Here is a 23634-nt window from a genome sequence, read left to right on the forward strand (position 1 = left end):
GGGCCGTCTCCACCGGAGGATATAGACGCCGGTGGCACCCGGGACCGATGCGGGGCGTGGCCGGGCCCCCTTAGGGTCGGTGCGTCATGGAGCGCATTCCGGTCTGGTTGCTGCCGCTGGTCCTCGCCGTCACCCAGCTGGCGGTCTGGCCGGGTATCCCGCTGGCCTCGGACGACCGGCTCTCCGCGCCCGCCGGGGCCACCGGCGTCGCGGCCACCCTGGTCGCCACGGTGGCGCTGCTGTGGCGGCGGTCGGCCCCGCCGGCCGCCCTCGGCGTCGTGGCCGCGGCGCTGACGGTGGGGACGTACGGCGTGCCGGCGGACGCGCTGCTGGTCGTCTCGCTCGCCGACCTGATCACGCTGTACAGCATCGCCGTGCTGCGACCGCTGCGGCTGACGCTGGGCATCGCGGCGGCGGTGATGCTCTGGCAGGCCGCGCTGATCGCCACCACCACGGGCCTGAACGACGAGTACGCCCTCGAGCTGGTGAGCATCCTGGTGCTCTACTCGACCGTCGTCGCGTTCGGCCGGGCCCGGCACCGCTGGCACGCCGAGCGCGCGAAGGCCGCGGGCCGGCTCGCCGAGGCGGAGGACCGGCGGGCCCGGGCCGCCGACACCGAACGCCACCGCCTGGCCCGCGAGCTGCACGACGTGACCGCCCACCACCTCACCTCGATCGTGGTCATCGCCTCGGCCGCCCAGCGCCTCGGCGGCACCCGTCCCGACCTGGTCGCCGAGGCCCGCGAGTTCGCCGCCCGGACCGGGCGCGACACCCTGGCGGCGCTGCACCGGCTGGTCGCGCTGCTGCAACTGCCCGACGAACGGCCCGGCCCGGTCGCCGCCCGCCTGCGGGAGCTGGCCGAGGGCTTCCGGCTGCTCGGCCAGCGGGTCACCGTGCGGGCCGCCCCGGACGACCTGCCGCCCGCGACGACCGAGGCGGTCTGCGGCATCACCCGCGAGGCCCTGACCAACACCCTGCGGTACGCCCCGGCCGGCGGCGTCGACATCCGGCTCGCCCCCGTGACCGGCGGCCTGGAGCTCACCGTCGACGACGACGGCGCCCACACCGACGGCGTCACCGGCATGGGCTCCGGACGGGGCATCACCGGCATGCGGGAACGCGCCACGGCACTGGGCGGCACCCTGACCGCGGGCCCCCGCCCCGGCGGCGGCTGGCGCGTCCGCGCGGTGCTGCCCGTGACCAGCGCTCCGGCCCCGGCCCCTGGCCGCCGGCAGCTGCCCGGGGCCGAGCACGTCATCGACGTGGTCGTGTTCCTGCTGGCGCTGTTCGTGCCGGTGGGAGCACTGCTGATCTCCGACGACGACCCCGATACGGCCGGTGCGCCGGTGCCGCTGCTGATCCTGGTCGCGTCGGCCCACGCCGTACCGGTGATCTGGCGCCGGACCCGCCCCTGGGCCGTGCTCGCCGCGGTGGCGCTCACCTCCTGGCTGCTGCCGGCGCTGATGGCGGCGGGCCTGGTCGCACCGGCGCTGGGCTGGTTCATGCTGGCCGGCCTGGGTGCGGAAGCCGTCGCGGTGTACGCGGTGGCCCGCTACGCCCCCCGCAACAACCTGACCGCCATGGCGATCCCGGCCGCGCTCACCGCGGCGGTGCTGGCCGCCGGGTTCACGCTGGCGCTGGACGCGCCACCGGAGGAGGACGTCCCGTTCGCCGTATGGGTGATCTTCATGTCGGTGGTCGTCGGATGCCCGCTCGCGGTGCCGATGACCGGCTCCTGGCTGACCGGTTTCCTGGTGCGCCGACGCCGCGCCGAGCTGGAGACCCGGGAGCACGACGCGGTCGCGTCCTCGACGGCCCAGGCGATCTGGGAAGCCGGCCTCGAACGCGCCCGGGTGGCCGCGGGCCTGCAGGCGGCGGTCCTGCGCGACACGGCCCGGGTGGCGACGGCGGCCGACGCGGGCGACCTCGACCAGGTGCTGACCTCGGCCCGGGCCGCCCTGGAGGCGATGCGCGGCCTCCTCAACGGCCTGCGCGCCGAACCGGACCCGGCCCGCGACGCCGGCGAGCGCGATCCCCAGCCGACGACGGCGGCCCTGCCCGGCCTGGCCGACCGATGGCGGGCGAACGGGCGGGAAGTCGGCCTGGAAATCCGCGGTGCCGGGCGGGTGCTGCCGGCGGACGTGGACCTGTCGGCGTTCCGGGTGGTGGAGCTGCTGCTGGCCGGGGACACCGGGCCGGTGAGTGTGTCGGTGGATCTGAGCGGGGACTTGCTGCGGATCAGCGTGCGGCCGATGCCGGCGGACGAGGGCGGGGAGATCGCGGCCGGGTTGCGGGCCCGGCTGGCCGCGGTGGGCGGCAGCATGGCCACTGCGGGCGACGGCCTCCCGGAGATCCTCCTCCCGGCGGCCGCCCATCCGGGCGAGAGCCGCCCGGTTTCGAGCCCGACACCGCCGGCTGGGACCATTCCTGCCGACGACGGGCCGGGTACGCCGGCCGGGGACGACAAGGAGGTGGCGTCATCGCCGTCCGGGTGATGGTCGTTGACGACCAGCTCATGGTGCGCGCCGGGATCGCCGCCATCGTCGATGCCGAGGAAGGGCTCGACGTCGTCGGTGAGGCCGCCGACGGGCAGGCCGCGCTCGACCTGGCCGCCCGCTTGCGGCCCGACGTGGTGCTCATGGACATCCGGATGCCCGGTATGGACGGGCTGACGGCCACCGCGCTGCTCACCGCCGCCGCGCCGGAGACCAAGGTGCTGGTCCTCACGACGTTCCACCAGGACCGGTATGTCTTCGAGGCCCTGAAGGCGGGCGCCGCCGGGTTCGTGCTCAAGGATGTGCTGCCCGCCGATCTGCTCGCCGCCATCCGGGTCGTCGCCGACGGCGAGGCGATGCTCAGTCCCGCTGTCACGCGGCGGTTGATCGACGCGTTCGCCAGCGGTGGGTTGTCCGGACCGGCCGAGCCCGGGCGGCGGCTGGAGGGCCTCACTCCGCGCGAGCGTGAGGTCCTGGTCAGCATCGCCACCGGCATGTCCAACGCCGAGATCGGCACCGCCCTGGGCATCACCACCGGCACGGTGAAGGTGCACGTCAACGCGCTGCTGGCCAAGCTCGGCGTCCGCGACCGGGTGCAGGCGACGATCGCCGCCTACGACCTCGGCCTGGTCCGCCCCAACCCCTGAGCGGCCCGGACCGCGAGCGGTCCGGGCCGGATGTCCGGGGCTCAGCCCTTGAGGGCGGCCGAGACCACCGCCCGCGCCTCCTCCTGGATGCGCGCCAGGTGGTCCGGCCCCCGGAACGACTCCGCGTAGATCTTGTAGACGTCCTCCGTGCCCGACGGCCGGGCCGCGAACCAGCCGGACTCCGTCGTCACCTTGAGGCCGCCGATCGGCGCGTTGTTGCCCGGCGCCGACGTCAGCACCGCCGTGATCGGTTCGCCGTCGAGCTCCTTGGCCGTCACCTGCGACGGCGACAGCTTGCCCAGGATCGCCTTCTCGTCGCGGGTCGCCGGGGCGTCGATGCGGGCGTACGCCGGGTCGCCGAACTTCGCCGTCAGGTCGCGGTAGTGCTCGCTCGGGGTGCGGCCGGTCGTCGCCACGATCTCCGAGGCCAGCAGGTCCAGCAGGATGCCGTCCTTGTCCGTGCTCCACGGGCTGCCGTCGCGGCGCAGGAACGACGCTCCCGCGCTCTCCTCACCGCCGAAGCCGACCGAGCCGTCCAGCAGGCCCGGCACGAACCATTTGAAGCCGACCGGCACCTCGTCCAGCTTGCGGCCCAGGTCCGCCGCCACCCGGTCGATCATCGACGAGGACACCAGGGTCTTGCCGATCGCCGCCGCGGCCGGCCAGTCCGTGCGGACCTTGAACAGGTACGAGATCGCCACGGCCAGGTAGTGGTTGGGGTTCATCAGGCCGCCGTCGGGGGTGACGATGCCGTGCCGGTCGGCGTCCGCGTCGTTGCCCGTGGCCAGCTGGAACTTGTCCTTGCCGGCGATCAGCGAGGCCATCGCGTACGGCGACGAGCAGTCCATCCGGATCTTGCCGTCCCAGTCCAGCGTCATGAAGCCGAAGGTCGGGTCGACGTCCGGGTTCACCACGGTCAGGTCCAGTCCGTACCGGGAGCCGATCTCGCCCCAGTAGGCGACGCTGGCGCCGCCCAGCGGGTCCGCGCCGATCCGGATGCCGGCCGAGCGGATCGCCTCCATGTCGATGACCGAGCCGAGATCGTCGACGTACGTGGCCAGGTAGTCGTAGCCGCCGACCAGCTCCGAGGCGCGGGCCCGGGCCGCCGGCACCCGGCGCACATCCTTGAGGCCGGCGGCGATCAGCGCGTTCGCCCGGTCCTGGATCCACTTGGTGGCGTCGGTGTCGGCCGGCCCGCCGTGCGGCGGGTTGTACTTGAAGCCGCCGTCGTCCGGCGGGTTGTGCGAGGGGGTGACGACCACGCCGTCGGCCAGCCCGGAGGTGCGGCCCTTGTTGTAGGTCAGGATCGCGTGCGACAGCGCCGGCGTCGGGGTGTAGCCGTCGCGGCTGTCGATCAGCACGCGCACGTCGTTGGCCGCGAAGACCTCCAGGGCCGAGATCATCGCCGGTTCGCTCAGCGCGTGCGTGTCGCGGCCCAGGTAGAGCGGGCCGTCGGTGCCCTGCTCGCGGCGGTACTCGACGATGGCCTGGCTGGTGGCCACGATGTGGTCCTCGTTGAACGCCGTCTTCAGGCTGGAACCGCGGTGCCCGGAGGTGCCGAAGGCGACGCGCTGCTCCGCGATCCCGGGATCCGGGTGGTCGGTGTAGTAGCTCAGGACCACCCGGGGCACGTCGATTCGGTCGCGGGATTCGGCGGGGGTGCCGGCGCGGGGATGCACGGACATCGAGGAGCCTCCTTGAGGGCGTGGACCTGCCCGGGATCGTATCGCCGGGTGGTACCCGGCCGGGCGGATCGGTAAGCCGCCGTGCGCGGATTGAACCTTTCCCCCCGATGATCCGAACTACCTGTCGTGACTGGGGCTGCAGCGGCTGGGGGGCCGCGGATCGTGCGCGTGCTCATCGTGGCCATGATCGGACTGGGTGCGGTGCTGCTTCCGGCGGCGCCGGCGAGCGCGCACGCCGCGTTGACGACGGCGACGCCGGAGCCCGGCAGTGTGGTGGCGACGGCACCCGGCGAGATCACTCTGACCTTCACCGAGGGCATCACCCCGGTGCCGGACCGCACCCAGGTGCTCGCGCCGGACGGCAAGCGGATCACCGGCGCGGTCGCCGCGATCGGTTCGACGCTGCGGATCCAGGTGCGGCGCGCGGACCAGCCGCTGGGCACGTACCTGGTCAGCTATCGGATCGTCTCCAGCGACAGCCACCCGGTCGGCGGCGCCATGACCTTCTCGGTGGGCGCGCCCTCGGCGCGCCCGCCGGAGAGCGATCCCGGCAGCGTGCACCCGTCGGTCGCGGTCGCGGTCCCCGCGGGAAAGTTCATCGGGTACGCCGGACTGACCCTCATCATCGGCCCCGCCCTGCTGCTGGCCCTGCTGTGGCCCCGCCGCCTGTCCCGTCGCGGGCCGATCCTGCTGGTCCGGGCCGGGGTGATCGGCACCGCGGCGTCGACCCTGGGCGCGCTCTGGACGCAGGCACCGAACAGCAGCGGCGCCCCGCTGTGGGACGTCTCGGTCACCGAGCTCGCCGACGTGCTGGCCAGCCCGTTCGGCGTCGTCCTGCTGGCCCGCCTGGCCGTGCTCGCCGTGGCCACCGCGCTGCTGCCGCCGGTTCTGCACGGCACCGGTAAGCGGTGGCACAGCGGGGCGCTGCTCGCGCTGGCCGCCGCCGGGCTGACCACCTGGCCGCTGACCGGGCACGCCGCCGACTCGCCGCTGGCCGCGGCGATCGTGACCGCCGACGTGGTGCATCTGGCCGCGATGGCGGTCTGGCTGGGTGGGCTGATCACCCTCACGGTGTTCCTGCTGCGCGGGGCCCATCCCCGGGTGCTGGGCGTGATCCTGCCGGCCTGGTCGCGCTGGGCGGCGCTGGCCGTGGTGTGGCTGGTCGGCGCGGGCACGGTGCAGGCGGTGGTCCAGGTCGGGTCCGTCGGCGCGCTGTGGGGCACCGGGTACGGCCGCCTCCTGCTCGGCAAGATCGCGATCCTGGCCGGGGTGCTGGCCGCGGCGGCCTTCGCGCGGCGCATGGTACGGCGGGCCCAGGTGCGCGCCGGTGGGGTGGCCACGTTGCGGCGTACGGTCGGGGCCGAGGTGGCCGCGACCGTGCTGGTGCTGGGGCTCAGCGCCGTACTGGTGCAGGTGACGCCCGGCCGCAGCGCCACCGGTGAGCGGGCCGCGAGCACGGAGAAGGGGGTCTCGCAGACCCTCACCTCGGAGCTGTTCACGCTGCAGTACTACGTCTACCCGGTGGAGCTGGGCGAGAACAACACCGTGCACGGCTTCACCTACACGCCGGAGGGCAAGCCGCTGCCGGCCCCCGAGTGGACCGTCACGACCCGCCTGCAGGGCCAGGATCTGGAACCGGTGTCCGAGCCGATGCTGCCGCTCACGCCCCGCAACGACGCGGTCGGCGCGCTGACGTTCCCACTGCCCGGCACGTACGAGATCAGCTTCACCGTCCGGGTCAGCGAGATCGACCAGGCGACGGTCCGTACGACGATCACGGTGCCACAGGTTCCACCGGCCTCCTGACTGGGCAGAGAAGGGTCTCCGTCGTGGCCTGGGAGGCTCAGTCGTGCAAGTGTCCGTCATCGGTAACCCCGACGACTCGGTGATCATCTCTGTGCGCGGCGACCTGGACGGCGGCACCGACACCGTGCTCGGCACCACCCTGGAGCAGGTGCTGGACCGGCCGGTGCCGCGGGTGGTCGTCGACGTCTCCGGCATCGGGTTCTGCGACTCCACCGGCCTGCGCTCGTTCGTCAACGGGCACGAACGCGCCGTCGCCGCCGGTGGCTGGCTGCGGCTGGCCGCCCCGGGCGAGCAACTGCGCAGCCTGCTGCACGTCGCCGGGCTGCTGCCGGTGCTGGCGGTCTATCCCAGCGTGGCCGACGCGCTGGCCACCGAGCCGGACTTGTAACCTCGCGGCGTGCTCATCCTGCTGCCGCCGTCCGAGGGCAAGACCGCACCGGCCACCGGTGCCCCCGCCGACCCCGCGGAGCTGTGGCTCCCCCGGCTCGTCCCGGCCCGGCGCCGGGTGCTGTCCAGGCTCGTCGCGCTGTGCCGGCGCACGAGTGCCCGCGGCGTCGCCGATTCGCTGGCGGTGCTCGGCCTCAGCGCCGCCCAGCACGCCGAGGTCGCCCGCAACGCCGGACTGGCCACGGCACCGGCCGCGCCCGCCGCGCAGGTCTACAGCGGGGTGCTCTACGAGGCGCTCGACCCGGCCGGGCTCGCGCCTGAGGCCAGGGCCTGGGTCGACGAGCGGGCGGTGGTCTTCTCGGGGCTGTGGGGGGTGCTGCGGCTGACCGACCGGATCCCGGCGTACCGGTGCTCGGTCGGGGTCACGTTGCCCGTGCTGGGCGGGCTCACCGCGTACTGGAAGAAGGCGCTGGGCCCGGCGCTGGACCGCGCGGCCGCCGACGGCCCGGTGCTGGATCTGCGGTCCGGCGCCTACGCGGCGATGTGGGCGCCCTCGGGCGCGCTCGCCGGGCGCACCGCCACCGTCCGGGTGCTGCACGAGCGGATCGTCGGCGGCGAGCCGCGACGCTCGGTGGTGAGCCACTTCAACAAGGCCACCAAGGGCCGGCTGGTGCGCTCGCTGGCCGAGGCCGGGGTGCGGCCGGCGTCGGTGGACGAGCTGCTGGCCGCGCTGCGGGACCTGAAGTACACCGCCGAGGAACGGCCCGTCGCGGCGGGCCGCCCCCGGCAGGTGGACGTGATCGTGCGGGAACTCTGACCGAGCTGGTTACTGGGCGGCCAGCACGTCGACGACGAAGCGCAGGTCGCCGCCCGGACGGCCCTCGGGGGCCGGGTCGCCGTAGGCCATCTTGGCCGGGATGTCGAGCTGCACCCGGCTGCCGACGGCCACGCCGACCAGGCCCTTGTCCCAGCCCTCGATGAGCTGCCCGGCGCCGACCGGGAACTGGGCCGGCTGCCCGGTCTTCCAGGAGGAGTCGAACTCCTTGCCGTCGGCGTAGGTCACGCCCACGTAGTTGGCCTGGATGGTCTGGCCGGCCTGCAGCTTCGGGCCCTTGCCGGCGATGATCTCGGTGACCTTGAGCTCGGCGACCTTGCCCTTGCCGGCCTTGACCACCGGCGGCTGCTGCAGCGCCGGGTCCAGCGGGACCTGCGCCGCGGCCGGCGGCTGGCTCGGCGCGGGAGCGGGCTCGGTCGGCGCCGCGGCGGCCGGGTCGGCGGGAGCGGAGGCGGCCGCCGGGGTCGCCGGCTTGTCGTCGCCGTCGGACACCTGGATGCCGATATAGACCGCGACCAGTACGGCGATCACGGCCACACCCGCGAAGGCGCCGGTCAGGGCCTGGCCCCGGCGACTGGTACCGGTCTTGTCCTGGACGCTCATCTGTATCGGACTCTCCTGTCGGACGGGACATGCTGGCAGACTCCGGACACCGTACTCGCCACACCTGCGGGACCCGGGGCGAACCTCCGCCGAACCGCCGACCCCGGTGATCATCCGGACGGCTTGGTTACTCATTTCGCTCTTCTCCGTCACTCACGGAAGGTGAGACGGTGTACCTCCCCACAGCACCACGGCGACCGCTCGTCGCCGGCACACCGGCTTATTGCAGCACAGCACCAGGGACAACCCGCGCGGCCGCCACCGGCAGCCGGCGCGCGCCCGCGAACGACCGGGGAGGGTCGGTTGCCGGACGACGACCGTACGACAGGTCGCCAGCCTGAGTCCGTGGGACGACCGGCCGACGTGGGGCATCGCAGGCCCTACCCGGCCGCACCGAACCCGCGCACCAGCTATGGCTACCGCACGACCGGCCGCCGGGGGGCGGCCGTGCCACCGTTGCTGCTCGACGACGGGCGGCGCCGGCTGACCGAGTTCCTCATGCCCGCCGCGGTCATCCTCGCGGGCGTGCTGATCGTGGTGGCCTTCGGCTTCATCATCAGCCGGGCGATGCGCGACGACGACCAGCAGGCGATCCCGCCGGTGCAGCCGCCCGCGCTCGGGGACGTGTCGCTGAACCCGGCCGACCAGTTCCCGATCCCGCTGCCGAGCGCCTCCGACGACGCCTCGCCCACGCCGTCGCCCACACCGTCGAAGAGCCGCACCACGCAGCCGGCGCCCACGACGACCAAGCCGAAGCCGCCGGACCAGGGCTCGGTCAAGGTCGACCGCAACGACGTCCCGTCGCGGGTCGACCTGACCGGCGAGGGCAGCCGCGACTGGGTGCACTGGGGTGAGCAGAGCACGTTCTCGCTGGAACGCCGGGCCGACGGCGACTTCCAGATCCTCGAGGGCTCCCCCACCGCGCCGCGCTTCCGGCACGGCTTCAGCCCGGAGCGCTTCAGCTGGCGCGACGGCTCGCCGGTGAACAACAGCGACGGCACGCCGACCGGCATCCGCACCTGCGGCAAGGGCAACGGCTTCACCATCTCGGCCCCGGCCGGCAACTCGGCGCGGACCCTGCGGCTCTACGTGGGCGCGCTGGCCGGCCGCGGCAAGCTGACGGCCAAGTTGACGACCGGCTCGGCCGCGGCCAGCTCGACCTTCGAGGAACGCAGCAACAATCTCGACACGGCGGTCTTCGTGATCACGTACCGCGCGCCGAAGAACGGCAGGATCAACCTGAGCTGGGTCACCGAGGAGGCGTTCAGCCAGGACTGCGGCGGCGTCGCGCTCGAAGCGGCCACGCTGCGCTGAAGTGAACCGGCTCCCCCTGGGGTGGGGGGAGCCGGGCGTTCCGTGGGGTGCGGGACGCGGGTGTTAAGGAGATCGGTGTGTTCGCCGCCTGGGGATCATGGGTGGCCCGGTTCCGGTGGCCGGTGCTGGTGGGCACGGTCGTGGCGGTGGCCGCGGCCGGGATGTGGGGGCTGGGCGTCTTCGGCCAGCTGACCGAGGGCGGTTACAACGACCCCGGCAGCGAGTCGACCCGGGCCGCCGAGGTGGTCCGCGCGGAGCTGGGCACGCAGGGCGGCGACGTCGTCGTCATCTACACGCCCACCTCGGGCACCATCGACGACGCGGGGCTCGGCCAGCGGGTACGGACCCGGCTCGGGGCGCTGCCGCCGTCGGCGGTCACGGCCGTCGCGTCGTACTGGCCGGACAAGGTCGCGCAGTACGCGTCGGCCGACCGGTCGCGGGCTGTGGCGGTGCTGACGCTGGCCGGCGACGACGAGGGCGCGAAGCTGGAGGCGTACCGGGAGATCGACGACAAGCTGTCGGTCGAGGGTGCGAGCATCCAGCTCGCCGGCGGCGCGCCGCTCAGTGACGCGTCGTCCACGCTGTCGACGCGGGACCTGGCGTTCGCCGAGGCCGTGTCGCTGCCGATCGTGCTGATCCTGCTGCTGTTCATCTTCGGCTCGCTGGTCGCCGCGTCGCTGCCGGTGCTGGTGGGCGGGTGCGCGGTGCTGGGCTCGCTGGGGGTGCTGCACGCGATCGCGTACGGGCACGACGTCAACTCGTTCGCGGTCAACGTGGCCAGTCTGCTCGGGCTGGGCATGGCCATCGACTACGGGCTGTTCATGGTCGGGCGGTTCCGGGAGGAGCAGGGGTTCGGGCGTACGCCGGCTGAGGCTGTGGCCCGTACCGTCGCGACCGCCGGACGCACCGTGATCTTCTCCGCGACGCTGCTGATGATCGCCCTGGCCGGGCTCCTGCTCTTCCCGCAGGGCTTCCTCAAGTCCCTGGCCTACGGCGGCCTCGCCGCGGTCGCGCTGGCCGCGCTGCTGTCCCTGACGCTGCTGCCCGCCCTGCTGGCGGTCCTCGGCCCACGGGTCGACAAGCTGCCGGTGCGGCTGCCGCGCCGCGGCAGGACCCGGCCGGCCGGCACGGGCTGGGCCCGCCTCGCCGGCGCGGTGCTGCGCCACCCGGTGCTGGTCGCCCTGCCGATCCTGGCCGGGCTGCTGGTGCTGGCCGCCCCGATCACCGGGGTGCGCTTCGGCGAGAACGACGAGCGCATCCTGCCGGCGGGCGACCCGGCCCGGCAGGCGATCGAGACCCTCAAGACCGACTTCCCGGCGCTGAGCAGCGCGGGCGTCCAGGTGGTGCTGCGCGGCACCCGCGGTGCCGCACCGGCCGCCCCGGACGGTACGGCGTTCGCGAACGAGGTCAAGAAGGTCCCGGGCGTCGCCGCGGTCACGCCCACGGGCAGCGGCGGCGACGTGCTGCTCTACACCGCCACCCTGACCGGCACCGACCCGTTCAGCACGGCGGCGCGCGACGCGGTCGCGGACATCCGCTCGCTGCGGGCCCCGCCCGGCACCGAGGTCCTGGTCGGCGGCACGACCGCGCGCAACGTCGACAGCCTGAGCGCGACCGCGGACCAGCTCCCCCTGATGATCGGCCTGCTGGTCGGCGCGACGCTGGTGCTGATGTTCCTGGCCTTCGGCTCGATCCTGCTGCCGGTCAAGGCCGTGGTGCTGAGCGCGCTGAGCCTGAGCGCGACGTTCGGCATCCTGGTCTGGATCTTTCAGGACGGCCACGGCGCGGACCTGCTGCGGGTCACGCCGGCGCCGCCCGAGGTCGGCATCGTGGTGCTGATGGCCGCGGTGGTCTTCGGCCTGTCCACCGACTACGAGGTCTTCCTGCTGTCCCGCATGGTCGAGGCCCGCACCCGCGGCGCGACCACGGCCGAGGCGGTGACCACCGGCCTGGCCCGCACCGGCCGCGTGATCAGCGCGGCGGCGGTCCTGCTCATCGTGGTGACCGGCGCGTTCGCCCTGTCGTCGGTGACCACGATGCGCTTCATCGGCGTCGGCATGATCGTGGCGCTGTTCCTGGACGCGACCGTGGTCCGGATGCTGCTGGTCCCGGCGGTGCTGAAGCTGATGGGCGACGCGGCCTGGTGGGCACCGGGCCCGATGCGGCGCCTGCAGCAGCGGGCCGGGCTCCAGGAGTACGAGGACGAGGAGCTCTTCCCGACGGTGTCGGTGGGGCGGCACGCGGCTCCGGAGGCAGTGGGTTCGCGAGCGGCTTCCGGTGGCCGGGTGGCGGAGCCGGTGCGGGCGTCGTCCTGGTTCGAGCCGCCGGCCGGGGCGGGCGGCACGGCGTCGGCATGGCCTCCGCAGCCGGCGTCACGGTCGGTGTCCCCGGCAACGCCGCTCGCCGACGATGATGACGCTCCGGTGTCCCCGAGCGCTTCCGACCTGGCCGCGACAGCTCCCGTCTCGCCCGGCGTCCCGGCCCGAGCGGACCATTTCTCCGGAACCGCATCGGTCTCCCCGGCGGCATCTCCGGTCCCGGACGCGGGGTCGGACTCGCCGGCCGCGCCATCCGGGTCGCCGGCCGCCGGATCGGACTCGGCGGCGTCACCCGGACGGCGGTTCTCCGCCAGTGCGCCCGTCTCGGGCGGCGCCTCGTCCGGCTACCCGGTCGCCGGGTCCGCCCCGCATCCCTCGTCCACGCGAATCACCCTGGACGAGCGGGACGACGGGGACACCTCGTGGAGGCCCCGCCCGGCGGCGAGTGATTCCGTTCCGCGTGCCGGGTCGTCGCCGGATCCGGATGCCGCCGCCGCGGCCGGTCGGCCGCCGTCCTCCGGCGGCGCATCACCATCCCCCGCCGGCCCATCACCATCTCCCACCGGCCCATCGCCATTCGCCGCCGGTCGCTCACCGCTGGCCTCCGGGGAGGGCGGCGCGTTCCCGGCGCCGACGAGCCCTCCGGCTCCGCCGGCCTGGCCACCGGCGGCCGAACGCCGCCGGGCCGGAGCCGACACCGCCGACGACCCGCCGGTCACCGTCGACCTCTCCGGCCGGGTCACGCCGACCGATCCCGCCCCGACCGGCCCGGCCCGGGCCGGCACGGCCCCGGCCGGCCCAGCTCCGGCCGGCCCAGCTCCGGCCGGCCCAGGTCCGGCCGGTCCGACCTCCGCCTACCCCACCGCGGCCGACCGCCATCAGACCGACCGCGATCAGGCCGACCGCCACACGACCGGCCGCTCCTCAGCCACCAGCGACGACGATCCGGCCGGCGACAACGGCGCCGAGCGCCGCGAGCCCGGCGTCGACACCACCGCCATCCTCGAACTACCCCCAGGCCGGACGGAGTCGTCCTCCTGACCACCACCGGCTGACCGTTTCGGCGGTCCTGCGGCTATTGTGGCCCGCCGGGCCGTACGGATCAGCCGTGCGCCCGGCGCAGTCAGTACCATGCCCCGGGGAAGTCGGGGTTCTACCGGGACGGGAATGAGCATGACCGCGACCATGGACGAGTCCGCCACGTCAGGCGGTTACGCCGGCGCGCCCGCAGACACCACCCGCATCGACCCCGAGCGGCTCGCGCTCTGTCTGCAGGTCATCGCCGAGGCCGAGGAGCTGGACCCGGAGCACCCCGACGCTGTGGCCGTACGCCGGGCGACCGCCGGTCTTTTCAAGACGGTGAAGCTGCGCCGCCGCCGGGACCGCCGCGACGCCATCCTGGCCAACGACCGTGCGGTGACCGCCGCGACCGCGACCGGCGCGCCCAGCCGCATCGACGACGAGACCGCCGGCATCCCGCTGGCCACCGCGACCACCACGACCAGCGCGGGCGTCCTGCGCCAGCCGCGCGGCTGCTACATCTGCAAGCAGCGCTACGTGCAGGTCGACGCGTTCTACCATCAGCTCTGCCCGGCCTGCGCGGCGAAGAACCACAGCCACCGCGACGCCCGCACCGACCTGAGCGGGCGCCGGGCGCTGCTCACCGGCGGCCGCGCCAAGATCGGCATGTACATCGCGCTGCGGCTGCTGCGGGACGGCGCGCACACGACCATCACCACGCGGTTCCCGAACGACGCCGTGCGGCGCTTCGCCGCGATGCCGGACAGCGCGGACTGGCTGCACCGGCTGCGGGTCGTCGGCATCGACCTGCGGGATCCGGGGCAGGTGGTCGCGCTGGCCGACTCGGTCGCGGCCCGCGGCCCGCTCGACATTCTGATCAACAACGCGGCCCAGACGGTACGGCGTTCGCCCGGCTCCTACTCGGCGCTGGTCGCGGCCGAGTCGGCGCCGCTGCCCGACGGTCCGCTGCCGGAGCTGGAATATCTCGGCGGCCACGCGATGGCGGCGCACCCGGCGTCACTGACCGACGGCTCCTCGTTCAGCCCGCACGCGCTGACCGCCCTGGCGCTGACCAGCGGCTCGGCCAGCCCCGACCGGATCGCCGCGCTGACCGCGATCGACGCCGGCGGACTGGTGCCGGACCTGGCACCGACCAACAGCTGGAGCGACCGGGTGCACGAGGTCGACGCCCTGGAGCTGCTGGAGGTGCAGCTCTGCAACGTCACGGCCCCGTTCGTCCTGGTCAGCCGGCTGCGCGCGGCGATGACGGCATCGCCCTTCCCCCGCCGGTACGTGGTGAACGTCTCCGCGATGGAGGGCGTGTTCGCCCGCGGCTACAAGGGCGCGGGCCACCCGCACACCAACATGGCCAAGGCGGCGCTGAACATGCTGACCCGCACCAGCGCCGAGGACATGTTCACCGACGGCATCCTGATGACCAGCGTGGACACCGGCTGGATCACCGACGAGCGCCCGCACCCGACGAAGATGCGGCTGGCCGACGAGGGCTTCCACGCCCCGCTGGACCTGGTCGACGGCGCGGCCCGGGTGTACGACCCGATCGTGCGCGGCGAGCAGGGCGAGGACCTGTACGGCTGCTTCCTGAAGGACTACGCCCCGATCGCCTGGTGACCGTCGAAGTCGGCGCGGGCCTGCGCGACGCGGGCCAGGTGGCCCGAGCCGCAGTCGGCCAGGGCGGCGAACGGGGGTGTCCGGGTCAGGCCGAGCTCGCTGATGGGCGCCCCGCTGGTGGCCGGGCTGGCCACGGCGGGCGAGCAGGTGACGGCGGTGTCGCGGCGAGCGAGCAGGTGACGGCGGTGTCGCGGCGGCCGGCGGTCCTGCCGGCCGGGGTCCGGCACGCGTCGGCCGACCTGACCGACCCGGGCTCGCTGCGCCCCGCGCTCGCCGGCGCCGAGGCGCCGTTCGTGCTGGTGGCGGGCGGTGTGGCGACGATCGGCGAGGAGGTGACCTTCGTGGAGTTGACCCGCGGGGAAACGGCGGCCGCGATGGGCGCCGTCATGCCGCCGGAGGCCGTGGCGGGCACTCTGGAGATCCTGGGCTCCGCCATCCCGGAGCGAACAGCAGGTCAGCGGGGACGTGGCGCAGCTGCTCGGTCGTGATCCGCGCTCGTTCGCCGCGGGGGCGGACGACCACGCGGCGCCTTCCGCTGAGTTGCCCGACCGTGCGGCGCCACGTCCCAGCCGTTGCGCGGCCCGGCCGGGCGGGTCAGGCGCGGGCGGGCGGTCAGGGTTGGGCCGGCTGCTTCTCCGGGACGAAGGTGAAGATGCGGTCGGCGCTTTGCAACGCCCGCGGTGGGTGGCAGAGACGGTGCGCGCCCACCCCGAAGCCGGCCGCCGGGTCGCTCACGAACACCTGCTCGAAGCCTCGCGCCGAGAACCAGTCCGCGATCACCGGGACCAGGTCCGGCGGCCGCCGGTGCCGGGTCCACACCACCGTGCCGCCCTCGCGGCACAGCTGGGCACACGCCTCGACCGTGCGCAGTACGTCCGCGTCCGTCAGGTTGCCGAAGATCCCGCAGGCCAGCACCAGGTCCACCGGCGCCATGTCCCGGTAGTGGCGCATCAGCCCGGCGTCGCCCGGCACGACCGTGATCCCGGTCAGGCCCGCCTCCCGGGCGCTCTGCTCGGCCACCGCCGTGTTGCGCGGATCGAGCTCGACCAGCCGGGCCCGCACGTCGTCCCGGCGCGGGTGGGTCGCCAGCGCGCCGATCAGGTCGCGGCCCTGACCGGCGCACATGCTGATTGCGGTCAGCGGTCCGGGCGGCGCCTGGTCGAGCGCGGCCCGGATGACCGCCTGCACGGCCGCGAGCCGCCCGGCCAGCACGGAGTCCGGGTTGTCGTAGCCGGCATGCCAGGCGGCCCAGTCCATGCCGGCCACCTTAACGGCCCGACCCCGCCGATATGCAGGGGTTTCCAGGTGCCCCGGCGAAGCTTTGCGCCGAGCTGAACCCCGGGGCGGCCCGGACTACCCACTCTGGACCGCTTTGCGCCCACTGGCAGCGCCGCCCTGCCGCAAACGTTTGCAGCGCGGTCGATGCGTCCCGCCGGTACGGTGAACGATTCGCGAACCGGGGGAAAGCGCATGTCCGATCTCGACCAGGTCACCCTCACGCTGCCGTTCCGGGGCACCTGGCTGGCCCGCAACAGCCCGGCCCGGCGGGTGCCCAGCCACGGCACCCACCTGTTCGCCACGACCTACGCCATGGACTTCATCGCCGTGCGGGGACGGCGGACGGCCGGCGTACGGGACTGGCGCACGCTGCTGGCCACGGAACCGCCGGACCGGTTCCACGCGTTCGGCCTGCCCATCCTCGCCCCCGCCGCGGGCACGGTCGTCGCGGTCCACGACGGCGAGCCCGACCACGAGGCCCGGCGCTCCCAGCTCACCCGCGTTGCCTACGCCGTGACCCAGGCGGCCCGGGCCCGGCAGGGCGCGGGGGCCATCGCCGGCAACCACGTGATCCTGCAACTGCGGGACCAGCGGCGGTACGTGGTCCTCGCCCACCTCCGCGCCGGCTCGATCCGGGTCGGGCCGGGCGACGAGGTCGGCACCGGCGAGCCGCTCGGCGACTGCGGCAACTCCGGCAACTCGCTCCAGCCGCACCTGCACATCCAGGTGATGGACAACGTGGATCCGTTCACCGCGCGCGGCGTACCCATGGCGTTCGGAGGGTATCGCGCCCACCGGCGGCCCGGCGCCACCCCGGTCCTGGTCGCCCACGGCGTCCCGCACGAGTCCGAGATCGTCGAACCGGTCGCCGGGGACTTCCCCGCCTGAGCCGCTAGGGTGGCCCGGTGACGCGCTGCCGCGGCGGCCCGGACCGGACCCGAGGAATCATGACGGACGAGATCCTGACCCTGCAGGCCGCCTTCGACGAGGCGGAGCTGCACGGCGACACCGGCCGGCTGGAATCGTTGCTGGCCGACGATTTCCGGTCCATCGGCGAACAGGGATACGTGCTCGGCAGACAGCAGTGGATCGCCCGCCACGACGATTTCCGGTTCCTCTCCGTCGACAATACCGAAACGGACGTCCGGCACTACGACGGCACCGCGATCGTCCGCGGCGTGCAGCGGTGCCGGGCCACCTGGCAGGGCACACCCATCGACCTGACCGTCCGGGTCAGTCACGTGTGGGTCCGGCAGGCGGGCGCCTGGAAGCTGGCCGCGGTCCAGTTCAGCTCCATGAGCTGACATGGTCGCCGGGCTCAGCGGCGGGCAGCAGAGCCGGGCCGGCCCAGCCGTTGCCGGCCGGGTTCTCCGTGGAGTGGCCGAGACAGCGGATCTTGCCGGCCCGGACCAGGTCGGTGAGCGCGCCCGGCGTCCCGTCGAGGTCGACGAACGTGATCCCGGCGTCCAGCGCCCGATGTACGATCTTGATGCTCTCGTCGTGGTCCCTGGTCCCTCCGTCGCCGAACGTCACGGTGCCGAGACACAGCTGGCTGACCTGCACTCCGGTCCGGCCCAGCGGTCGCCTCTCCACCGCGCTACCCCTTCGGCAGGCATAACGGGAGCTCGTGAGGGCACCTACAGCCGGGCGCGGTGTCCCGCCCCGGACGTCGTGCCGGGCCGGGCCGCGCTGGGAGGTTCCACCAGTACCCCCATCGTCAGGCCCTCCCACATCCGGACGGCCGGCGGTTACCTGGACGCACAGCACCGGAACACCGAGGAGAACCGTGACCACCACCGTGAAGGCATACGCCGCCCCGTCGGCCACCGAGCCGCTGGCGCCGACCACGATCGAGCGCCGCGACGTCGGCCCGCACGACGTCCGGATCGACATCAAGTACGCCGGCATCTGCCACTCGGACATCCACACCGCGCGCAGCGAGTGGGGACCGACCCCGTACCCGATCGTGGTCGGGCACGAGATCGCCGGGATCGTCGCCGAGGTCGGCGACCAGGTGACGAAGTACGCCGTCGGAGACCGCGTCGGCGTCGGCTGCATGGTCGACTCCTGCGGCGAGTGCCGGTACTGCACCGCGGGCGAGGAACAGCACTGCGCCAAGGGCAACACCGGCACGTACGCGGGTGTCGGCAAGGACGGCCGGCCCACCCAGGGCGGCTACTCGCAGAGCATCGTCGTCACCGAGGGGTTCGTCGTCCGCATCCCCGACGGCCTCGAGCTCGACGTCGCCGCACCGCTGCTGTGCGCGGGCATCACCACGTACTCGCCGCTGCGCCACTGGCAGGCGGGCCCCGGCAAGAAGGTCGCCGTCGTCGGCCTGGGCGGGCTCGGCCACGTCGCCGTGAAGATCGCCCACGCCATGGGCGCGGACGTGACGGTCCTGTCCCAGTCGCTGAAGAAGCAGGAGGACGGGCTGCGCCTGGGCGCGAACGCCTACTACGCGACCTCCGACCCGGACACGTTCACCGAGCTGGCGGACTCGTTCGACCTGATCATCAACACGGTGAGCGCGTCGCTCGACCTGGACGCGTACCTGTCGCTGCTGGCCGTGGACGGCACGATGGTCAACGTGGGCGCCCCGGAGAAGCCGCTCTCGCTGCAGGTCTTCTCGCTGATCCCGAAGCGGCGGGCGTTCGCCGGATCGACGATCGGCGGGATCCGGGAGACGCAGGAGATGCTCGACTTCTGCGCCGAGCACGGCATCGGGGCGGAGATCGAGACCATCCCGGCCGAGCAGATCAACGAGGCGTACGAGCGGGTCGTGAACTCCGACGTGCGCTACCGCTTCGTCATCGACGCGGCGACCTTCGCCTGATCCCGCTGCCGGCCCACTCCCGCAGCCGGCCCACTCCCGCAGCCGGCCCGGTCGTCGACCGGGCCGGCTGCGCGCAGGCCGTCGAGCGGTCAGCTCGACGCGAAGCAGTCCCGGACCCGAACGATCAGCCCGCCCCGGATCCGGAGTATCTGCACCAGTGACGTCGTCGGCCGCTCCCCGGCGGCGGCGTCACGCCGGACGGCTCACTCTCCAGGCTGTCCCGGCAGCGCCCGGTACGCGGGCCGCAGCGCCTCGATCAGCGGCACGCCACCCGGGCGCAGCGGCGGCGGGTCGAGCTGATCCAGCAACAGGTCGGGCCGGCCGGCGTCGGGAACCGGCAGGGTCATCGTCGTGGTGGCGCCGCCCCAGAAATCGGCGAGCTCGCCCAGACCCGCGTCCGCCGCCTCCTCCCGTGGCTCCGGCGCGGGAGTCACCGTCCCGCGCAGCTGGCTGAGCCGGGTCAGCAACTCGTCACGGCCCCGCCCCCGCCAGGTGAACGCGCCGAACGGGTCGGTCTCGAACGACTCGGCCAGCGCGTAGCAGGTCGCGGCGAGGTGCACGCACGGCATCGGCCAGCGCTCGCACGAGCAGTCCATCGCCACCTCGTCCAGCGACAACGGCAGCAGGGTCAGCCCGGCCCGGGTGAACACCGCGTCGATGTCGTCCGGCATCCGTCCGGCGAGCAGGTCGGCCACGTACCGGGCCTGGGCCGCCAGGTCGTCCTCGATCCGCGCCCATTCCGCGGCGCCGAAGGCCCGGACCGCGATCCGGGACCGGAACGCCGCCGGGTCGTCCGGGCCGCGCACCTGCGCGGCGACCAGGCTGCCGGAGATCGCCAGGTGCCGCACGTGCCCGGCCCGGGCGTCGCGGCGGCCGCGGGCGAACGTCGGCGCCATCCGCAGGGACTCGAACATGGCGATGAACGGCGCCGAGAAACGGTCACTCACCGACGGCCTCCGGGGACAGCGCCAGCAGGGACCGCAGGTCGTCGGTGCTCAGGCCGGTCAGCCAGCCCTCGCCGTTGCCGACCACCCGCTCGGCCAGCACACCCTTGTCGGTGATGAGCCGGTCGATGCGTTCCTCCAGGGTGCCGAGGCACACCAGGGTGTGCACCTGGACGTCCCGGTGCTGGCCGATGCGGAAGGCCCGGTCGGTCGCCTGGGTCTCGGTGGCCGGGTTCCACCAGCGGTCGACGTGCACGACGTGGTTGGCGGCGGTCAGGTTGAGGCCGGTGCCGCCGGCTTTCAGCGACAGCACGAAGATCCCGGGGCGGCGGTCGGCCTGGAACGCCGCCACCATCGCGTCCCGCTCGCGGCGCGGCGTGCCGCCGTGCAGATAACGCACCGGTACGGCGAACCGGGCGGCCAGGTGCGGCACCAGCATCGCGCCGAACCGGGCGAACTGGGTGAAGCACAGCACGCTCTCCCCGTCGGCCAGGGCGGCGTCGAGGATCTCCTCCAGCCGTTCCAGCTTGCCGGAGCGCCCGGGCAGCGGGGAACCGTCGCCGAGCAGCTGCGCCGGATGGTTGCACACCTGTTTGAGCTTGGTCATCGCGGACAGCACGATGCCCTTGGTGCGGATCTCGGTCTCCTCCTTGAGCCGCTCGCTCATCTCGTTGAGCACCGCCTGGTAGAGCGTGGCCTGCTCGACGGTCAGCCCGCACAGGTGCCGGGTGTGCCGCTTGTCCGGCAGATCCTGGATGACGGCCGGGTCGGCCTTGACCCGGCGCAGCATGAACGGCCGGGTGGCGTGGCGCAGCCGGGCGGCGGCGTCCTCGTCGGCGTACCGCTCGATCGGGACCGCGTAGCGGGCGCGGAACGTGTGCGCGCTGCCCAGCAGCCCGGGGTTGAGGAAGTCCAGGATGGACCACAGCTCGGCCAGGCGGTTCTCCACCGGGGTGCCGGTGAGGGCGACCCGGTGCCGCGCCGGGAAACGGCGGACGGCCCGGGCCACGCCCGCCGCGCTGTTCTTGATGTGCTGCGCCTCGTCGAGAACCACCCGGTCCCAGGCCACGGCGGCCAGCTGGTCGGCATCGCGGGCGGCGATCGCGTACGTCGTCAGCACCACCTCCGCCCCGTCGAGCAGCTCGGCCGGCTCGGGCCGATCGGCGCCGTGCAACACCCGGACCCGCAGCCCGGGCGCGAAACGGGCAGCCTCGCGCTGCCAGTTGCCCAGCACCGACAGCGGGCAGATCAGCAACGTCGGCCCGCCCCCGCGGTGCAGCAGCAGCGCCAGCAGCTGGACCGTCTTGCCCAGACCCATGTCGTCGGCCAGGCAGGCGCCCACCCCCAGCCCGTCCAGAAACGCCAGCCAGGAGAAACCCCGCAACTGGTAAGGCCGCAGCTCACCGGCCAGCCCCGCGGGCGGCTCCAGCAGCTCCAGCCGCTCCCCCAGCCGCCCGGAGAGCAGGTCGGCGAGCCACCCGTTGCCCCCGAAGGCGGTCACCGGCAGCGGCAGCTCCTCGGGCGGCAGCAGCCGGATCAGGCGCAGCGCCTCCCCGGCGGTCATGGTGCCGCCGCCGCGCCGCAGGAACTCGAGCCCGGCCCGCAGCCGTTCCGGGTCGAGGTAGACCCACCGGCCGCGCAGCTTCACCAGCGGCACCTTCACCCGGGCCAGGTCGGCCAGTTCGTCCTCGGTCAGCGTGCGCCCGCCCAGCGCGAGACCCCAGTTGTAGCCGACGATGGTGGCCAGGTCGGCGGCGTCGTCGCGCAACACCGGGGCGGTCTCGTCGCGGGGCCGGACCTCCAGCGCCAGGCCGAGACTCTGCGGCTCACGCCACCAGGCGGGCAGCAGGACGCCGTAACCGGCCTGTTCGAGCAGGGTGGCGTGGCTCAGGAAGCGGTGCGCGCCCTCGGTGTCGAGGACGAGCTCGGTGGGCCGCGCCACGCGCAGGGCGGCGTCGAGGTCACCGAACAGGCGGGCGGCGCGGCCGAGGCCGGCGAGCAACCGCTCGTGCGGGTGGTGGGTCCAGCGCCGTAGCGGCGCACTGCGGTCCCGCCACACGTCCTCGGCGGTGACCAGGAGGCTGGGCTCGTCCAGCGGCTGCACCAGGAACTCGAGCAGCCAGGCGTCCTCGGCCACGACCGGCTCGGGGGTGCCGGTGGCATCGGGCTCCTCCGGCTCCAGGTCGTCGAGGTGGGTGAGCCGGAAGCACAACCGGACGGCGGCGCCGCTGGTCGCCTCGGCATGCCAGGCGTCGAGGGCGTCGGTGAGCGGATCGAGCTCGCCGGGCCGCGCGTCGAACTCGGGCTCGGCGGCCAGGGCGGTCAGCCAGACGGCGCCGTCGAGGGACACGCCGGCCTCGGCGAGCCGGGTGCGGACCAGCCCGTCGACGAGCCGGTGCAGCCCGGCGTGCAGGGTGTCGGCGGCCGGCAGCCCGTCGACGTCGCCGGGGCGGGCGCGTTCGGCGCGGCAGGCGGCCGGCATGCGGCGCACCAGGTCGGCGTGCCGGGCGGCGTCGGCCCCGGTCAACACGAGCCGCCAGACCGCGCGGGGACGCGGGCCGTCGCGCAGCACGCCGGGCAGGACCCGGCCGCGGGCGACGAGCGACGCGGCGAAGGCACAGACCTCGGCGAGATAGCTGAACGAGGGGGCGGCGCGACCGCCGTACTCGTCGGCGAGGTCGGCGGTCACGAACGGCACGGTGACCGCGGGCACGGACCAGGCCCGCAGGCGGGGCTCGCCGCGTCGCGGCGGCAGCCCGAGCTGCGGCGAGGGCAACGGCCCGGTGCTCGTCGACGGCAGCACCAGCGTCGCGGCCCGCCCCGGCCCGGCCAGCCGCAAGGCGAAGCCGTGCTCGGGCACGGCCCCGCGCGGCCGCGCCCGCCTGGCGCCGGAACGCCGCTGCACGGTTACGGAGGCACGCCCGAAGCCCTCGGACGGGACTGCCGGACCCACAGCCGTCCCGGAAACCGCGACGTGGCCGGCCTCGGAGCCGGCGTCCGGAAAGGCGTGACCGCTCTCCGGAGCCGCGACCTCCGCGACATGACCGGCCTCAGGGCCGGCGTCCCGGAAGGCGTGACCGCCCTTCAGAACCGCGACCTCCGCGACATGACCGGCCTCGGAGCCGGCGTCCCGGAAGGCGTGACCGCCCTCCAGAACCTCGACCTCCGCGACATGACCGGCCTCAGAGCCGGCGTCCCGCAAGGCGTGACCGCTCTCCGGCGCCGCACCCGGCGGGGCGTGGTCGGTCTCGGCCCAGAGGCAGAGGGTGCCGTCGCGGGCGATGAAGCCGTGCAGGACCGTGACCCCGTCGGCCCGGGGTGCCGTCATGCGAGCTGCCAGGTGATGTCGGGTGGGCGTACCCGGGCGCAGCGTGGGCCGCCGGCCGCGTCGGTCAGGCCCAGCCGGGCCACCAGGGTGCCGTCGTTGTCGTGCGCCGCGCGCAGCAGCGGCGTCGGTATGTCACCGAACATCAGCTTGGCCCGCCGGAACCCCGCGAAGGTCTCGCCGTGCACCGCGCCCCAGCTCAGGTACAGGAAGCGGGCGCCGGGCCGGCCGTGCACGTAGGGCCCGCCGACGTCGAGCAGGTCGTCGACCTCGCGGCTGGTGATCTCGAACTCCCAGACCGCGGCGGCCGCGGTGGCGCTGATCCGTTCGACGACCTCCTGCTTGCGCTGGACGCCGACCTGCACGTTGCTCAGCCGCAGCTCGTCGGCCTGCGCGCCGGTGCGGCGCCCGGGCAGGTCGCTGCCCTCGATCCGGATATGCACGTCCTGAACTCTAGGCCGACCCCCCGACAATTCCGCCGCGGCGCCGATCCCCGTGGGGCATCGCGCGGC

Annotated in this window: 20 protein-coding genes; 12 read left to right on the forward strand and 8 right to left on the reverse strand. The window is 74.2% G+C overall.

Translation table 11 applies throughout. From position 1 onward, the window contains the following. The first annotated feature begins 86 nt into the window (after positions 1-86). Both AB0C12_RS34985 and AB0C12_RS34990 read left to right on the forward strand, forming a co-directional pair. Entirely contained in the window at positions 87-2495 is a 2409-nt protein-coding gene (locus AB0C12_RS34985; RefSeq protein ID WP_360554421.1) for a sensor histidine kinase, read from the forward strand. Beyond that, positions 2495-3142, forward strand: coding sequence for a response regulator transcription factor (locus AB0C12_RS34990; protein WP_360554423.1), 648 nt, complete (start codon positions 2495-2497; stop codon positions 3140-3142). The genes AB0C12_RS34985 and AB0C12_RS34990 overlap by 1 nt, the downstream gene beginning before the upstream one ends. Before the next feature lie 41 nt (positions 3143-3183). Here the strand turns inward: AB0C12_RS34990 and pgm are convergent, their stop codons facing one another. Beyond that, complete coding sequence (gene pgm / locus AB0C12_RS34995; protein WP_360554424.1) at positions 3184-4827, reverse strand: phosphoglucomutase (alpha-D-glucose-1,6-bisphosphate-dependent); 1644 nt, start codon at positions 4825-4827, stop codon at positions 3184-3186. Between the two features lie 162 nt (positions 4828-4989). Here pgm and AB0C12_RS35000 point away from each other — a divergent pair, with 162 nt between their 5' ends. From AB0C12_RS35000 to yaaA, 3 genes are read left to right on the forward strand one after another with little or no spacing between them, the layout of a single operon-like run. After that, a complete protein-coding gene (locus AB0C12_RS35000) occupies positions 4990-6633 on the forward strand; it encodes a copper resistance protein CopC (protein ID WP_360554426.1) in 1644 nt (547 codons plus the stop codon). A gap of 43 nt (positions 6634-6676) precedes the next feature. After that, on the forward strand, positions 6677-7021 hold the full coding sequence (locus AB0C12_RS35005) for an STAS domain-containing protein (protein ID WP_360554427.1): 345 nt from the start codon (positions 6677-6679) through the stop codon (positions 7019-7021). Positions 7022-7030: 9 nt separating this feature from the next. After that, positions 7031-7837: a peroxide stress protein YaaA gene (yaaA, locus tag AB0C12_RS35010; RefSeq protein ID WP_360554429.1), complete on the forward strand. Its 807-nt coding sequence runs from the start codon at positions 7031-7033 to the stop codon at positions 7835-7837. 9 nt (positions 7838-7846) lie between these two features. On the opposite strand, the gene AB0C12_RS35015 is transcribed toward yaaA, so the two are convergent. Then, entirely contained in the window at positions 7847-8458 is a 612-nt protein-coding gene (locus AB0C12_RS35015; RefSeq protein WP_360554431.1) for an FKBP-type peptidyl-prolyl cis-trans isomerase, read from the reverse strand. A gap of 345 nt (positions 8459-8803) precedes the next feature. Between AB0C12_RS35015 and AB0C12_RS35020 the strand changes: the two genes are divergently transcribed. From AB0C12_RS35020 to AB0C12_RS35030, 3 genes are all read left to right on the forward strand, one after another. Next, positions 8804-9772: a hypothetical protein gene (locus AB0C12_RS35020; protein ID WP_360554432.1), complete on the forward strand. Its 969-nt coding sequence runs from the start codon at positions 8804-8806 to the stop codon at positions 9770-9772. A gap of 77 nt (positions 9773-9849) precedes the next feature. Then, positions 9850-13131: an MMPL family transporter gene (locus tag AB0C12_RS35025; RefSeq protein WP_360554434.1), complete on the forward strand. Its 3282-nt coding sequence runs from the start codon at positions 9850-9852 to the stop codon at positions 13129-13131. A gap of 144 nt (positions 13132-13275) precedes the next feature. Next, positions 13276-14742, forward strand: coding sequence for an SDR family NAD(P)-dependent oxidoreductase (locus AB0C12_RS35030; protein WP_360554833.1), 1467 nt, complete (start codon positions 13276-13278; stop codon positions 14740-14742). Here AB0C12_RS35030 and AB0C12_RS35035 read toward each other — a convergent pair. Next, positions 14721-14876, reverse strand: coding sequence for a hypothetical protein (locus AB0C12_RS35035; RefSeq protein WP_360554436.1), 156 nt, complete (start codon positions 14874-14876; stop codon positions 14721-14723). The genes AB0C12_RS35030 and AB0C12_RS35035 overlap by 22 nt on opposite strands. Before the next feature lie 51 nt (positions 14877-14927). Between AB0C12_RS35035 and AB0C12_RS35040 the strand changes: the two genes are divergently transcribed. Further along, positions 14928-15230 carry a hypothetical protein gene (locus tag AB0C12_RS35040; RefSeq protein WP_360554438.1) on the forward strand — a complete coding sequence of 101 codons (303 nt, stop codon included), beginning with the start codon at positions 14928-14930 and terminating at the stop codon, positions 15228-15230. 124 nt (positions 15231-15354) lie between these two features. Here the strand turns inward: AB0C12_RS35040 and AB0C12_RS35045 are convergent, their stop codons facing one another. Next, positions 15355-15999 carry a class I SAM-dependent methyltransferase gene (locus tag AB0C12_RS35045; RefSeq protein ID WP_360554439.1) on the reverse strand — a complete coding sequence of 215 codons (645 nt, stop codon included), beginning with the start codon at positions 15997-15999 and terminating at the stop codon, positions 15355-15357. A 213-nt stretch (positions 16000-16212) separates the two neighbouring features. Here AB0C12_RS35045 and AB0C12_RS35050 point away from each other — a divergent pair, with 213 nt between their 5' ends. Further along, complete coding sequence (locus tag AB0C12_RS35050; protein ID WP_360554441.1) at positions 16213-16908, forward strand: M23 family metallopeptidase; 696 nt, start codon at positions 16213-16215, stop codon at positions 16906-16908. A gap of 59 nt (positions 16909-16967) precedes the next feature. Further along, positions 16968-17324, forward strand: a complete 357-nt coding sequence (locus tag AB0C12_RS35055; RefSeq protein ID WP_360554443.1) for a nuclear transport factor 2 family protein — start codon at positions 16968-16970, stop codon at positions 17322-17324. On the opposite strand, the gene AB0C12_RS35060 is transcribed toward AB0C12_RS35055, so the two are convergent. Next, entirely contained in the window at positions 17308-17613 is a 306-nt protein-coding gene (locus tag AB0C12_RS35060; RefSeq protein WP_360554445.1) for an aldo/keto reductase, read from the reverse strand. The two genes, AB0C12_RS35055 and AB0C12_RS35060, sit on opposite strands and share 17 nt — an antisense overlap. A 193-nt stretch (positions 17614-17806) precedes the next feature. Here AB0C12_RS35060 and AB0C12_RS35065 point away from each other — a divergent pair, with 193 nt between their 5' ends. Then, positions 17807-18853 carry an NAD(P)-dependent alcohol dehydrogenase gene (locus tag AB0C12_RS35065; RefSeq protein ID WP_360554446.1) on the forward strand — a complete coding sequence of 349 codons (1047 nt, stop codon included), beginning with the start codon at positions 17807-17809 and terminating at the stop codon, positions 18851-18853. Between the two features lie 203 nt (positions 18854-19056). Here AB0C12_RS35065 and AB0C12_RS35070 read toward each other — a convergent pair whose 3' ends face one another. Genes AB0C12_RS35070 through AB0C12_RS35080 form a run of 3 tightly spaced genes read right to left on the reverse strand, consistent with a single transcriptional unit; the run spans position 19057 to position 23565 of the window. Continuing rightward, the gene (locus AB0C12_RS35070; RefSeq protein ID WP_360554448.1) at positions 19057-19800 is read right to left on the reverse strand and encodes a hypothetical protein; all 744 of its coding nucleotides are present in this window, start codon (positions 19798-19800) and stop codon (positions 19057-19059) included. Continuing rightward, a complete protein-coding gene (locus AB0C12_RS35075; protein ID WP_360554449.1) occupies positions 19793-23125 on the reverse strand; it encodes an SNF2-related protein in 3333 nt (1110 codons plus the stop codon). The genes AB0C12_RS35070 and AB0C12_RS35075 overlap by 8 nt, the downstream gene beginning before the upstream one ends. Then, positions 23122-23565 carry a DUF5990 family protein gene (locus tag AB0C12_RS35080; protein ID WP_360554451.1) on the reverse strand — a complete coding sequence of 148 codons (444 nt, stop codon included), beginning with the start codon at positions 23563-23565 and terminating at the stop codon, positions 23122-23124. The genes AB0C12_RS35075 and AB0C12_RS35080 overlap by 4 nt, the downstream gene beginning before the upstream one ends. Positions 23566-23634: the final 69 nt, after the last annotated feature.

Source organism: Actinoplanes sp. NPDC048967 (assembly GCF_040649415.1).
In the GTDB taxonomy this organism is placed as follows: Bacteria; Actinomycetota; Actinomycetes; order Mycobacteriales; family Micromonosporaceae; genus Actinoplanes.